Source organism: Pradoshia sp. Z6_59 (assembly GCF_058267515.1).
Genome location: NZ_JBZCPP010000005.1, coordinates 30,366 through 44,881, shown reverse-complemented (window position 1 = coordinate 44,881; position 14,516 = coordinate 30,366). Strand labels below are relative to the sequence as shown.

13 protein-coding genes are annotated in these 14,516 nt (G+C 37.5%); 3 read left to right on the top strand and 10 right to left on the bottom strand.

Translation table 11 applies throughout. The annotated features are described in order from the left end of the window. The first annotated feature begins 16 nt into the window (after positions 1-16). Positions 17-1,504 (top strand): UDP-glucose--hexose-1-phosphate uridylyltransferase, encoded by a 1,488-nt coding sequence (gene galT, locus AC4D4B_RS06950; RefSeq protein ID WP_490999515.1) that lies wholly within the window; start codon positions 17-19, stop codon positions 1,502-1,504. An 87-nt stretch (positions 1,505-1,591) separates the two neighbouring features. Here the strand turns inward: galT and AC4D4B_RS06945 are convergent, their stop codons facing one another. After that, on the bottom strand, positions 1,592-2,317 hold the full coding sequence (locus tag AC4D4B_RS06945; protein WP_490999514.1) for a 3-ketoacyl-ACP reductase: 726 nt from the start codon (positions 2,315-2,317) through the stop codon (positions 1,592-1,594). Between the two features lie 280 nt (positions 2,318-2,597). On the opposite strand from AC4D4B_RS06945, the gene AC4D4B_RS06940 reads away from it, so the two are divergent. Continuing rightward, positions 2,598-3,077, top strand: coding sequence for a hypothetical protein (locus AC4D4B_RS06940; protein ID WP_490999513.1), 480 nt, complete (start codon positions 2,598-2,600; stop codon positions 3,075-3,077). Between the two features lie 217 nt (positions 3,078-3,294). Here the strand turns inward: AC4D4B_RS06940 and AC4D4B_RS06935 are convergent, their stop codons facing one another. Continuing rightward, positions 3,295-4,530: a TerD family protein gene (locus tag AC4D4B_RS06935; protein WP_490999512.1), complete on the bottom strand. Its 1,236-nt coding sequence runs from the start codon at positions 4,528-4,530 to the stop codon at positions 3,295-3,297. A gap of 510 nt (positions 4,531-5,040) precedes the next feature. Between AC4D4B_RS06935 and gdhA the strand changes: the two genes are divergently transcribed. Beyond that, on the top strand, positions 5,041-6,423 hold the full coding sequence (gene gdhA, locus AC4D4B_RS06930) for an NADP-specific glutamate dehydrogenase (protein WP_490999511.1): 1,383 nt from the start codon (positions 5,041-5,043) through the stop codon (positions 6,421-6,423). A gap of 240 nt (positions 6,424-6,663) precedes the next feature. On the opposite strand, the gene AC4D4B_RS06925 is transcribed toward gdhA, so the two are convergent. The 8 genes from AC4D4B_RS06925 to walK all read right to left on the bottom strand — a co-directional run bounded on the left by AC4D4B_RS06925 (position 6,664) and on the right by walK (position 14,511). Further along, positions 6,664-7,296, bottom strand: coding sequence for a YczE/YyaS/YitT family protein (locus AC4D4B_RS06925; protein WP_490999510.1), 633 nt, complete (start codon positions 7,294-7,296; stop codon positions 6,664-6,666). A gap of 245 nt (positions 7,297-7,541) precedes the next feature. Continuing rightward, positions 7,542-8,021, bottom strand: coding sequence for a 23S rRNA (pseudouridine(1915)-N(3))-methyltransferase RlmH (gene rlmH / locus AC4D4B_RS06920; RefSeq protein ID WP_490995166.1), 480 nt, complete (start codon positions 8,019-8,021; stop codon positions 7,542-7,544). A gap of 83 nt (positions 8,022-8,104) precedes the next feature. Beyond that, positions 8,105-8,287 carry a CxxH/CxxC protein gene (locus AC4D4B_RS06915; protein ID WP_490995167.1) on the bottom strand — a complete coding sequence of 61 codons (183 nt, stop codon included), beginning with the start codon at positions 8,285-8,287 and terminating at the stop codon, positions 8,105-8,107. A 103-nt stretch (positions 8,288-8,390) separates the two neighbouring features. After that, complete coding sequence (locus AC4D4B_RS06910) at positions 8,391-9,590, bottom strand: S1C family serine protease (RefSeq protein WP_490999509.1); 1,200 nt, start codon at positions 9,588-9,590, stop codon at positions 8,391-8,393. Between the two features lie 196 nt (positions 9,591-9,786). Further along, positions 9,787-10,581, bottom strand: coding sequence for an MBL fold metallo-hydrolase (locus AC4D4B_RS06905; protein ID WP_490999508.1), 795 nt, complete (start codon positions 10,579-10,581; stop codon positions 9,787-9,789). A 6-nt stretch (positions 10,582-10,587) separates the two neighbouring features. Continuing rightward, on the bottom strand, positions 10,588-11,382 hold the full coding sequence (locus AC4D4B_RS06900) for a two-component system regulatory protein YycI (RefSeq protein ID WP_490999507.1): 795 nt from the start codon (positions 11,380-11,382) through the stop codon (positions 10,588-10,590). Next, a complete protein-coding gene (locus AC4D4B_RS06895) occupies positions 11,369-12,673 on the bottom strand; it encodes a YycH family regulatory protein (protein WP_490999506.1) in 1,305 nt (434 codons plus the stop codon). Before AC4D4B_RS06895 ends, AC4D4B_RS06900 begins: the two co-directional genes overlap by 14 nt. Beyond that, a complete protein-coding gene (gene walK / locus AC4D4B_RS06890; protein WP_490999505.1) occupies positions 12,670-14,511 on the bottom strand; it encodes a cell wall metabolism sensor histidine kinase WalK in 1,842 nt (613 codons plus the stop codon). The genes AC4D4B_RS06895 and walK overlap by 4 nt, the downstream gene beginning before the upstream one ends. Positions 14,512-14,516: the final 5 nt, after the last annotated feature.

The window sequence follows — 14,516 nt, the reverse complement described above, 5'->3', positions numbered from 1 at the left end:
AAAAGGGGAAGATATCATGGAGATCTATGCAGCAGTTCAACAACTTTTGGATCAGGCTAAAAGTTTACAAATGCTTGATTCAGCAGATGAAATATACGCCAGAAATCAGATATTGTCACTGATTCATTTAGATGGCTTTTCAGAACATCCAGTAAAGAACGAGCTGTCGATCCCGGATTTATTGGATATTATCGCTGATTATGCTGTTAGGACTGAGATTATTGAGGATTTAATAGTCAATAAAGATATTTTAAAGGCCAAGGTAATGAATGTATTTATGCCAAAACCTTCAGAGCTAAATCGTACATTTCATCAAAAGTATAAAGAATGTCCAGAGGAAGCAACCAAGTATTTTTATGAGTTAAGCCAGAATAGCAACTATATCCAAACTAAACAGATTGCGAAAAACATTAGTTACACGGTTGATACAGATTATGGAGCACTGGATATAACAATCAATTTATCAAAACCTGAAAAGGATCCTAAACAAATTGCATTGGAGCGCGAGCTGAAACCTGTTACATCCAATTATCCAACTTGTCTCCTTTGTATTGAGAATGAAGGATACGCAGGACGGTTAAATCATCCTGCCAGGTCCAACCATCGTATGGTCCAGATTCCACTCGGGGAGGAATCGTGGTATTTACAGTACTCACCATACGTATATTATAATGAGCACTGCATTCTGTTATCAGACCAACATCGTGATATGAAAATTAATTTCCAAACGTTCACCAATTTGCTGATGTTTGTTAAAAAGTTTCCGCATTATTTCTTGGGATCTAATGCAGATATCCCTATTGTGGGGGGATCTATTTTAACCCATGACCATTATCAAGGTGGGCGATATGAGTTTGCAATGGCCCGAGCAAAGGAAGAAGTAACTTTCTCCATTAAAGGGTTCCCTTCTATTTCTGCACATATCGTGAAATGGCCTATGTCCGTAATTCGTATAAAAGGAGCTCGTCTGGAGGAAGTTGCAGGTGCAGCTGATCGAATACTCCAAAAGTGGATTCATTTTAGTGATCCCAAGATTGATCTCGTAGCCTTTTCCGGAGATACTCGTCATAACACCATAACACCGATTGCAAGAATGCGAGATGGCCAGTTCGAGCTTGATCTTGTTCTTCGCAATAATCGAACAAGTGAAGAGCATCCATTAGGAATCTTCCACCCTCACCAGGATGTTCACCATATCAAAAAAGAGAATATTGGTTTAATAGAAGTTATGGGTCTTGCTGTATTGCCGGCCCGCTTACAAAAGGAGCTTATTGAGGTTGAAAAATATCTGCTCAATCAACGCAATGAAGTGGCAGACTATCACCAAGCCTGGGCTGAAGAACTAAAAGTAGTTAACGGAAAAGAAATCACTCCTGAATCCGTAAAAATGATTATCTCTCAGGCAGTCGGTTCCAAATTCCTGAGATGTTTAGAGGATGCCGGTGTATTTAAACGGACTCATGAAGGAAAGCAAGCATTCAAACGATTTATCGATATACTCTAACCGTAAAAAACTTATTAGATGAGAAAAAAGAAGGCCGATTTCTGCCTTCTTTCTTCATTCCATTTACCTATATCAGTTTATGGTTCATTAAAATGGATTTGTTGCAATGAAACTCGCTGTTTTCACGTAAACACGAGGATTCAATTTTAATTGGTCGACTATAAATTCCGCAAGATCCTCAGGCTGAATAAATTTCGAATCATTGTTTTCTTTAATTAAATCGAGGTCGAGAGCCAAATCTGTAGCAACTGTACTAGGTGCCAAAGCTGATACACGAATATTATTACGGCGAACCTCCTGCGCAAGTGATTCGGTAAAGCCAATCACCGCGAATTTTGAGGCACTGTAAGCACTGGATGTAGCTGCTCCATTTAATCCACTCGTGGAAGAAACATTAATGATATCTCCGCCATTCTTTTCGATTAATTGGGGTAGTACCGCTCGTGTTACATAATAAGTACCCATTAAGTTTATATCTATGATCCTTTTCCATTCCTCGGGATCCATCTCCGAAACTGTCCCGAAAGTAGCGATACCAGCATTATTAATTAAAATATCAGCAGTGCCCAAATTAGTTGTTAACACTTCAATCGCTGCTTCTACCTGTTCCTTTGATGAAATATCAGCTGTTGCATAAGCTACTTTTACGCCTAAACTTTCTATTTCAGCAGCTGCCTTTTTAAGATTTTCCTCTGACCTTGCAAGCAAACCAACGTTTACACCCTCTTTAGCCAGTGCAACTGCTGTCGCTTTACCAATCCCTCTAGCTCCACCAGTGATAAACGCAATCTTCCCTTTTAATGTCTGTGCCATGATTAGAATCTCCTTTCAAAATCAACGTTGAAGTTCTCTTCCTCAGTATAATACGCAACGGTTAATAAGACTAAAGGTATGCATCCGCGCTTCCTCCCTATAATGCTAAGTATTTATCTCATAGTCCAAAGTTTGAATTCCTTGCATTCACCTTTCTGGGCAATGACACATAAATTGAATAGGTAGAGTCAGTATTATTTATGATGATTTTATCAATTAGGATTAACCGTAAAGACTATAAAACTTAATTTTTCAGGAAAGGAATAATGCCGTGAATTTAATGTCATTTCGAGGTATTGTAACCGACATGAATGATTTTATGATGGGACAAAACGGGGAATCAGAGGGCTGTTTTAAACAAATTACAGTTGAAGATGGAAATAATGGAATAGTTAATTTCATCATATCTCCGACTACTTACTTTGTAGAACAGGCAATTGTAGGCCTTGGTGATAAAATTACTGGCTATTATGACGGGGATGTACCAGTACCATTGATTTACCCGCCACAATATCGGGCTCTTATCATTGTAAAGGAATATAACGATCAAAATGTTAAAGTAGATTATTTTAACAACCAACTGGTGAGCCGTGACGGTCAATTACAATTAAACCTCTCCCCTTACACTCCTATCATCTTAAGAAATGGGCAGCCATTTTCAAAAAATATCGGAAATCGAAATCTCATCGTCATCTATGGACCAGCTACAAAAAGCATCCCTGCCCATACGACCCCATATCGGATTATTGTTTGGTGCTAACTACACGCCGAAACCTTGTAATTAGTTTAGTTCGGTCTGATTATTTCCTTATGATACTGTCCTGCATTAAAATATAAGCTTTTATGGATGACGATTCTCTAAAGTATTAGAAATTGCTTCACAATGATTCTCTCTATCTTCGTTGGTTAACGCATAAGAACCTACATTCCATGGGATGTAGGTTCTTCCTTTATAAGCCTTTTCTCAATTAAATATTCTACTTGTAATCATTTCTTGGTCCTTTATCCATTATAACTTCCACCATATCTGAAGAACCCATAATAAGTTTAGGTCTATGCTCCGAATTTGGTGCACTGTAAAGTTCCAGTGGGCTTATAATAACTCCCTCTGGCGTATTATGTAGTATTCCTGGCACACAAGAATAGATTGTATCATTATTATTTGCATTCTTCGCTGATATGGTAACGGAAGTTCCATTATGGTTATCTATACTCATGGACACCTTGTATCTGTAGAATGAGCCTGTTCCATTTGACTGGGCAGAATAAACTACAGGAACAATAGCGAGAATATCATCATTTAACCTCAATTTAATTACTTCTGTTTTAGACGATCCGCTATTTCTTCTAACGTCTCCCATATGTTCCACTGCACCATTGCCAAAACTCCTGAGGGGAGGCGTTCCCTCCGCTCCAAACATAGCTACATCTATCTGTCTGCCGTCCTTCGTATAAACTAGTGCATAAATATCATAATCTGTCCCGGTCTTCCAGGATACCGTAGCAGTAATGATTGGTGTTTTCTCGATGATTACTGACTTCTGGCCCTTGTCGAGACTTATATTCCCTTTTACCTTTTCAAGGTTTATCGATGATACTGTATTTTTTCCAGGAGCAATTGGAGTCTTAATTTGTTCTTTTGATTCTTGTTTTTGAGCAGTTTTAGGCTCAGAAGGCTTGTTTTGCACATCAGATTCAACCTCAACACCGTAATTTTTACATAAACCTTCAAGTCCAGAATCAAACCCACGCCAGATTGATTTTGCCTTCGTCTGACCGTTCCTTAGATATAATTCTAACACCACAATCCCATTTTCATTTGTGAAACTGGAAGGGGTTAATTGAATGACCGTATTATCGGTACGTATCTCGGCCTTCAAATTCTTTACATTTGAAAATCCCGTACTATTATCCTCTGTAAGAGTTATAGCTATTTTAGTAATATCTTTTGGAGCCTTACTCATGTCAAAATTAATTACTTGAACTTTAGTATTACCTAGATTTTCAGATGGCAGAAGGGTAGCTACACCGGATGCACTCTCTGGTTGATTATAAAATATAATCCCACTATCTCCTTGTACCTTATCTGAATCTGTTAAAAGAAAAGCTGTTAAAGAAATATCTATTGAATTAGAAATTTCGTAGCTAACAGTAACATTACCTTTTGGAGAGCTTAAAACGGTGTTGGCTCCCATCTGCAGAAATTGATTCATTCAATCTACTCCCCTGCTCCAAATTTACCATTTACTATGATTAAATTGTTTTAGAATGTTATCATTCCAATTAAACGACCAATCCCATACCCAGCTAACACTATTAAAAATCCACCAAAAATATAGATACTCGCTCTAATAAATTCATCTTGCTCATTAATTTTTCTGATGATACTTTGCAAATAATGACCCCTCTCTTTTTCCTATATTTGTATTATATCAGAATTATTAATAGCTAATTACCAAATAACTACAATTTTATCAGTAACTTCTATTTGAACATCCTTCTTTCGCTAACCTATCTAATAAGATGCCAATCTCTATTTAAAATCTTTTTTTCATGCATACTAAATGATCCTCTTGATTTATTTTTCTTAATTTACCTTTATATTGTTTGGGTTTATTTTTATTATAAATTTGAAGAATCAGATAATTTAGTATATCATTTCTTTATTAGACTAAAGTACACACACTAAATTACTATTCACCTAAGGGAGGGCTTATAACAGCATGACTGTATCGACAGAGCTTAAAGACACAGAAACAATTACTGCAAAAAATTATGTTAATGAAGTATTTGAAACAGTCAAAAAGCGAAATCCTAATGAAAGAGAATTTCATCAGGTTGTTAAAGAAATCTTTGATTCACTCGTCCCTTTATTTGCTAGGCATCCAGAATACATGGAGCAAAGTATCCTTGAAAGAGTTGTAGAGCCAGAAAGATTGATAACCTTTCGAGTTCCTTGGGTCGACGATCAAGGCAAGGTACAGATAAACCGTGGATTCCGTGTACAGTATAACAGCGCCATCGGCCCCTATAAAGGCGGCTTGAGATTCCACCCTACTGTTAATGCAAGTATTATTAAATTTCTCGGCTTTGAGCAGATTTTTAAAAACGCTCTTACCGGTCAGCCGATTGGAGGAGGCAAAGGTGGATCTGACTTTGATCCTAAAGGGAAATCTGATGGAGAAATCATGCGATTCACTCAAAGCTTTATGACGGAACTAAGTAGACATATCGGACCAGATATAGATGTACCAGCTGGTGATATTGGCGTTGGAGCCCGAGAAATCGGATTTCTGTTTGGACAGTACAAGAGAATACGCGGAGGCTATGAGGCGGGTATTCTGACAGGAAAAGGACTTGGTTACGGCGGAAGCTTAACTCGAACCGAAGCTACTGGATATGGCACTGTTTACTTTGTACAAGAAATGCTTAAAGAACAAGGGCTTAGCTTTAAGGGAAGTACAGTGGTCGTATCCGGTTCAGGTAATGTCTCCATTTATGCAATCGAAAAGGCTGCACAATTAGGCGCAAAAGTTGTCGCCTGCAGTGATTCTGACGGGTATATTTTCGATCCAAGCGGCATTAACCTAGAAACCGTGAAACGACTAAAGGAAGTTGAGAGGAAAAGAATCTCGGCATATGTAGAAGAACACCCACATGCACAATATACGAAAGGTTGCTACGGAATTTGGTCCATACCGTGCGATATTGCCTTGCCATGTGCCACACAAAATGAAATTAGCGAAAAATCAGCGAAACTTCTGGTTGCAAATGGACTAAAAGCCGTCGGCGAAGGCGCTAATATGCCCTCTAGCTCTGAAGCTATTGATGTGTTTTTAAATAACCATATCCTCTTTGGTCCAGCGAAAGCTGCCAATGCAGGTGGTGTAGCCGTTTCTGCCTTAGAAATGGCACAAAACAGCGCTCGATTATCCTGGACGTTTGAAGAAGTCGATGCAAAATTGCAGGATATTATGACTACCATTTACAAGGAGAGCGTTAAGGCTGCTGAGGACTATGGCCACCCAGGCAATCTGGTTGTTGGCGCTAATATTGCAGGCTTTAAAAAAGTAGCCGATGCCATGATTGCACAAGGAGTTATTTAATATAACTTAATCATAATGGCTTTAATCTTAATTGTTTCATGATCGATAGGACTTTGAGTCAAAAACAATACTTCGATAACTATTAAGATTAGATAAATACAAAAAGGATGCCCTTAAAGCCAGGACATCCTTTTTGCTTGATTTGTAATTCCGATCCATATCTTTTATTGGTATCACTTTAATAACCAGGTACTAAAATTGCAAAATTCCCCTTATGGAAAGATGCTTCTACCTATATGCTCAAGTCGTTATGAATTGGTCCTTTTGATCAAGAAAATAGGCCATCAGCTTCTTACATTGAGGAATAGAAAAGCCTAAAATTGGACCCAATCCAAACGCAATGAACAAGGTTCCAATCCCAACAGGACCTCCTAACATCCAACCAATGAGAAAAACGATAACTTCAATTCCATTTCTGACCAACGGGATACTCCACCCCATTTTTTCAACAATTAATAACATAAAGCTGTCTCTAGGGCCTGCTCCAAAATCAGCAGAAACGTATAATCCAATACCGTATCCCATTAAAATAACACCTATGATAAAGGCAATTGTTGCTCCTGCTAAATTATCAATACTAGGTAATATCCAATTAAAAAGATCAATAAATAAACCAAGCAACATCATATTCAGAAAGGACCCTATTTGGGGCCATGCTTTATTGAAAATTGAACTGATGAACAAAAGCAATAATCCACTTATGATCGACCAAGTTCCTATAGTGAATCCGAATTTAGTAAATAGTCCATAATGAAAAACATCCCATGGTCCAATCCCTAAAAATTTCCCTTTAATGGTTAGTGATATACCAAATGCTAATACCAATAATCCAAGAATAAAAACAGACCAGCGTAACACCCATTTCCTCTTCATAACTCTGTCCCTCTAACTTATATTTTATTTTTTTACTATAACATTAAAGCAGGACAGAATACATAATTTATATTTTCTGAAATACATCTATCTAAGACAATTCAAAAACAAATCACCTTTTTTCAACTCTTCTTAATTCCTTAACTGCCCAATGAATCTTCCCATACAAAAGGAAGTCACTTGGTCTTTAACTGTGACTAAGCTTCTTTTCATATACGTCTATAAACATAGTAAGATAAAACATCTTACTTATGATATGGTTCCCCTCGATTAATTCGAAATGCCCGATACACCTGCTCCACCAAAATTAGCCTCATCAGCTGGTGTGGGAAGGTCATTTTTGAGAAAGATAGGGTGTCATTTGCCCGTTTCATTACGTCTTTACTAAGGCCAAGTGATCCTCCTATGACAAAGGCTATCTTGCTTTTCCCATAAGTGGCGAGTTTATCTATTGTATCTGCCAATTCCTCAGAAGATTTCATTTTCCCCTCAATCGCCAAAGCAATAACATGAGTATCGTCAGAAATTTTTGCGAGGATGCGCTCTCCTTCTTTTGCTTTAACTTGCAGCATCTCCATCTCGCTTAATGTTTCAGGTGCTTTTTCATCGGGTATTTCAATTATGTCTATTTTTGCATAGGCCGATAATCTTTTTACATATTCTTCGATACCCTGTTTTAAATATTTCTCCTTCAATTTACCTACAGTTATTACCGAGATATTCACATGTTACCCTCACTTTACAAACATTTTATCCACAGAAGTTATCCACATATACACAACCTCCGTCCACATATTGTGCCCGAATATTAGTTCGCCACAATATATATAGCGGGTTGTCCACAGTATTCACAGGTGAATTCCTTAGAATTGTTAGTAACTTCTTTATTTTCTTCCTCTGAAATCATATTTATAAAAGGAGGGACTTCCGTCTCATCCACGATCGTATCCAGTCCAACTTCTACATGATCTTTACAGCAATAAATTTTCATATTCATTCTCCTTTTCATGTTGTCTTTAGTTATATTGCTTCATTTTGAGCCAGCATATTTAAAGCAGGGAATTTGAAATCCCCTGCTTTCGTACCTAACTATATCACATTTGAGCTTCAATCAATGTCATTTCGGTTGACGCTTTTTGTCCATTCCTATAGTATGTCACTTTCATTTTATCGCCAATCTGCTTATTTACATATAAATGTTTACGGAGCTCCGGAACATTAGCGATTTTCTTTCCATCCAGCTCCACAATGACATCAAACTCCTTTAATCCGGCTTTAGCGGCTGGAGACCCTGGTTCAATACTTGTAATGACGACACCTTCTGTCACACCAGTAGGTAATTTCAATGTTTCCTGCCGCTGATAGTTAGTCACTTCATTCAAGGAACGAAGGCTAGTTCCCATATAAGCACGTTTCACTTTTCCATGTGCCTCTAAATCCTCAATAATTGGTATAGCATAATTGCTTGGAATCGATAATCCAATTCCCTCAACGGATGACTCGGCTATTTTCATGGAGTTTATCCCAATCACTTGGCCGCCTATATTAATTAAAGCACCGCCGCTATTTCCTGGGTTAATCGCTGCATCTGTCTGAATTACCTCCGCATTCCAGTCCTCCACACCATCTGAATTCACATCAATCGGTATAGTTCTGTTCAAACCCGAGATAATCCCTTGGGTCACGGATCCGGAGAAATTCAAACCTAGTGGATTACCAATTGCAATAACTGGTTCTCCGGCTTTCAGTTTATCAGAATTACCAAATTCGGCAACTACATCAATACCCTTATCATCTATTTGGATAACGGCTAAATCTGTCCATATGTCACTGCCTAAAAGTTCTGCCTTAGTTTTAGTGCCATCAGCTAATGTTACCTCTAATGAAGATGCACCTTCCACCACATGATTATTGGTAACGATAAACGCTTTTCCATTCTCCTTTTTATAGATGACTCCTGAGCCTGTGCCTGCCTCCTGAGTTTCATTGAAAAAGTCGGAGCCTTGGATATTTGTAATCCCGATTACAGCGTCTCCCGTTTTTTCAACAGCTTTAGTGACGTCAGTCGTCACATCCATAGAAACATTTTGAGTTAATTTGGACGTATCATTACCGTTATTTGTACTGGTATTCTGATTTAATCCATTATTATTCAAGTTGCCTGTCAATAGAAGGACTAATAATGCACCAATAATAGCACCGATTAAACCGGAGAGAAAATAACCAGCTTTACTTCCTTTTCGTTTATTCTGCTGCTGTTCTGACTGATTATAATCTTGATCATAATAGCCCATTTTGCCAACATTCCCTTCACTATTTACTTATGTAGGTCTAGTATTTGTTGTTTTCCATTTTATAAACAAAAACAGCATTGAAAGGAAAATTCTAGTTGCAGAGTTTAATGATATGTTTAAGAACTTGTGTGTATTCTCCAAACTTTACCAACATTATATATATTACCTAAAAAAATAACAGAGGAAACCTCCTCTGTTAAACATGTATTAATTCAGTTGGTTCGTCAGGATCCGTATCATACAGGCTAAATTGCTCTCCCGCTCTGATTCCTTTTGTTTCAAGTGTTTGACTGACAGACATACGTGCCAGATCCTTCATATTATTGTCCTTACTTAAATGAGCCAGATAAAATCGTTTGGTCCGGTCACCCGCAACTTCACTCATGGCTATAGCAGCATCCTCATTGCAAACATGGCCTACATCGCTTAGTATCCGATGTTTTACACTCCATGGATATCTCCCCATGCGGAGCATACTTACATCATGATTGCTCTCAAAGATGTACACATCTGCATTTTTAATAATGCCCTTCATTCGATCACTTACATACCCTGTATCTGTAATTGTCACCAGCTTCTTGCCATCCTGATGAAATACATAAAACATCGGCTCTGCCGCATCGTGCGAAACACCAAAGGACTCTACATCAAGGTTGCCAAATGATTTAACAGTCTCCATCCCGAATTCAAATTTCAAATCTGTAGGAATTTCTCCAATTAACCCATCCATCGCTCTCCATGTGTTGGCATTAGCATAAATAGGCAGCTTATATTTACGAGCCAAAATTCCAAGCCCTTTTATATGGTCGCTGTGTTCATGCGTCACAAAAATTCCTGACAAGTCTTCAGGCCTTTTATCAATTTTATTTAATAGCTCGGTCATTTTTTTGCCGCTTAAACCAGCGTCCACTAAAAATGAATGCTCTCCTGATTCCACATAGAGTGAATTCCCCGTGCTTCCACTGGCTAGAACGCTAAATTTCATCGACATTCTTCCTCACTCCGTTACATTTCCTTCTTCTGTATTCAGTACTTGTCCTTCAATACCATTTACGAAATAATCCTCTTGCTTATTTACTGTAAAATGCCATGTTGGCACAAGGACAAGTACTTTTGATTCTGATACTTCTATTAGTGTATAAAAACCAAGCTTACCCTTTGAAACTTCACTTCCAGATGACAAGTATCCTCCATTTAACAGACTTTCTACTGCTTGAATCGGCGGATTAATCTCTTGGTTTTCATTAAATTCCTCAATATCATCGAGGTGTGTTTGAATATACGAAATTACTTCATCATTTTCATTAAGCTTAAATATTAAGGCACCGTTTTTATTATTAAAAAGTAAACGGCTTTTGTAGGTTTGATAATATGTTATTGTCCCATCTTCTTTACGCCAGAATTCATACTCATCACCCGAGTATACATTTTTGTTAATGAAACTTTCTAGCTCAAAATATTTCCCTTCACCAGTACCAATTTTAATTGGTTTATCCAGTGTCGATCGAATGGTTCTTTTATTATCAATAATAAAGGTTTGATTTTTGAGGGTATTTAATTCCTCTTTACTGAATTCCTTAGGCTTAGCACTTATCGTCTTTTCACTTACTCTTACCTGAGTCCCTACATGATACTTGATACCCTCAGCCTTTAGTCTATCTTCAATGGTTGATTCCGAATCCTTATTGATTTCAAGCTTTGCTGCCCTAAAATCCAGGAACTGATATAAGAGGAATACGTCCAGAATTAGAAACACCACAATGAATAAACCTTTTGTTTTATTCCAATCCATCCATAGGTCCTCCTAAATCCTCTTCAGAAATATCTACCCAGCTGCCATCATACTGATAGTACCAGACAGGTTTTAATCCCAAAAGAGTCGTGCCTGAATTATCATTATGAATTAGCTTATAGCCGACAGTCATATCCGTAAGTTTATCTGCATCATATTGTTTACCCTTATCGATTTTGAAGGACTTTAAAGCTTCATTTGCAGAAGGAAGAGTAACTGTGCTTTGATCCAAGGGCTCATCCACAAGATTAAAATAGGAACGTTCATATCTCTTCACATTTTGAGTTCCATATTCCAGGTGAATTTCAGTCATACCTTCCTCATTAAATACAGGAAGTCCATCAATATATAAACGGAAAGCGACTTCTCTGCTAAACTCATCTAATGACACATACCGGTGGCGTGTATCCCAACCGGCATGAATATTGATAAATTCTATGCTGCTTTGCAATATATGAGTTTCCAGCTTTTTCTCATCTTTGGCACCGACAACAAGATTTTTGTATTCAATATTTGATGTTTTTGGGTTCTTTTTCATTATACTCAATCCATCGGTATAGATATCCCCTTCCTGCTTAACAGTGCTTGGTCTGATAAACAGAGCTTCCTTAAAGCTTTTCACATCAGTAGCTTTTGTTAGAAAATCATATTTACTTACTTTTATTTCGCCGGAAGGAACCAGGATTGAGTTATTTTCTGATAGTTTTAGCTTTGTGTAGGGTTTTAGATTTTCAACCCTCGCGTACTCTTGTGTGAAGTCTTCAATCAAATCTTTATCAACGGATGCTTCAATGACTGTTTTCTTTTCACTAGAAACAAAGTAGATAGAATCATTATCGGTATGAATAATAACCCTGTCAAAATTAACATTTGGCAGCTCATTATCTTCTATTTTTAAATAGTTTTTATAAAAAGACAGCGGAACAATATCATTAAATATCAATTCAATGAATCCATCCTTCTCGCTAAACTTTTTGATTGCAGCTGTATTTTTATACTTTGATGATTGATCCTGGAAGTTAAACAAATTCCATTTTTTGATGGAATTAATTGCATGTGTAATCATTTCCTCAGAGTAAGTTCCATAGGATAAATTATCTTTGTGATAAATCATTTTTGTTGGTTTTACGACTTCATCCGGTTCAAGATTACTGAAGATTTTCTCCTGAACATAGTTTGTTTTCTCTGTCTCGTTATAGGTTGGCTGATAAAACCAATATGACCAGGTCAAAAGGCCACTTATCAAAATGAGGGACACCAATAAGATATTTTTAAATCCTTCCCAGCTCATTCCCAATCATCCTCTTGTAATGTTTCATAAGGGAGAGTAAAGAAAATGGTAGTCCCCTTCCCTTCCTCACTAGAAGCCCAAATATGCCCCTTATGTGCTTCAATCATTTCCTTAGCTATCGCGAGACCTAAACCTGTACCGCCCATCTTTCTTGATCTGGCTTTATCTACACGGTAGAATCTTTCAAATATCTTAGCTACATTTTCTTTCGGAATACCCATTCCTTCATCCCTAATGCTAATTTCCACAAATTGTCCGATTACTTGCAGTTTAAATGTAACTTGTCCACCCTCAGGTGAATACTTCAATGCATTCGATATGATATTATCGAGTACTTGAGTAATTTTATCCTCATCTATTTCTACACCAATTGGCTCAGATGGAATTAAACGTTTAAAAGTGACATTTCGTGATTTAGACATTTCAAAACGATCGATAATTCGGTGGAAATAACGGCCAAAATCAACCCATGTTGTAGAAAGCTTATAGTCTGTATTATCGAGCTTTGAGAGCTGCAAGAGATCATTAACCAATCTGATCATCCGCTCTGTTTCTGTTTGAGCTATGTTCAGAAAACGCGGAGCAAGCTCTTTATCTTCCATGGCGCCATCTGCCAGAGCCTCTAGATAGCTTCTCATGGTTGTCAGCGGTGTTCTAAGCTCATGGGAAACATTCGCAACAAATTCTCTTCTCTCTTCATCGATTTTTTCTTGCTCGGTAATATCATGAAGAACAACAATTAACCCATTAATAAAGCCTGTTTCTCTTTGAATAACAGAGAAATTCGCTCTCAAATAAAGCAATTTCTTTTCATTGCTGTAATTAAGGATAATGGACTCCTTCTCACTCAATAATTGATCAAAAGTGTACGTGTCCTCTAATCCTAATACCTCTGTAATTGGCTTAGATAATGACGTTTCACGTGAAACTTTCAGCATTGATAGTGCTGTATCGTTAATCAAAATGACTCGGCCTCTGCGATCTGTTGTTAGCACGCGATCTGTTGTTAGCACGCCATCTGTCATATTAGTCAATACAGAAGAGAGCTTCCTTTTCTCTGCATCAGTTGTCGCCTGTGCATCTTGCAGCTTTTTAGTTAAACTATTGAACGTGATAGCAAGCTGACCAATTTCATCGTATCCATATACCTTAACTTTTCTTGAAAAGTTACCACGTGACATCGCTAAAGCTTGCTTGCGCATGTCGGATATAGGCCGTGTAATGGTCTGAGCCAGTAATATTCCTAAAAAGGCTGTGACTGCAAGAGAAATAATCGTTCCCTTCGCCATTATCGTATTAATTTGTTTTAATTGGGAATAGACATTCTCTATTTTCGTATTCAGATATAAATTCCCTATAATTTGTCCGTCACTCAAAATCGGTTCTGACCAGAGGAGAATTCTTTTTCCTGTCTGTGAATCGATTCTTATTTCTGTTTGAGGCGTTCCTTGATTATTTGCCCTGTCAACAAGCTTTTCAGTTGAACGGCTCCCTATTATATCTTGTTTCTCCGGATCAGATGTACCAATAATTTTTGAATCCTGATCCATTACTCGTATCTCCGTTATATCCCCAGAGGAATAACCCTCCAATGTTGTCTTAATATCCTCTATTAAGGTGGGATCTTCAACTTTGCGGGTTTCCGTTATTTCTTTTTCTAAACTATAGGAAAGAATGGTTACCCGCTCTTGAATAGAGCTCTTAAAATTCTCCAATAGCTGCTGTTCAAGCCCCTGTGCAAAATAAACTCCGATAATTTGCATGGCAACTAAAATAAGCAGCACATAAATCAGTACAAATTTAAAATAAATCGATTTAAAGAAACCAACTTTTCTCATAATTT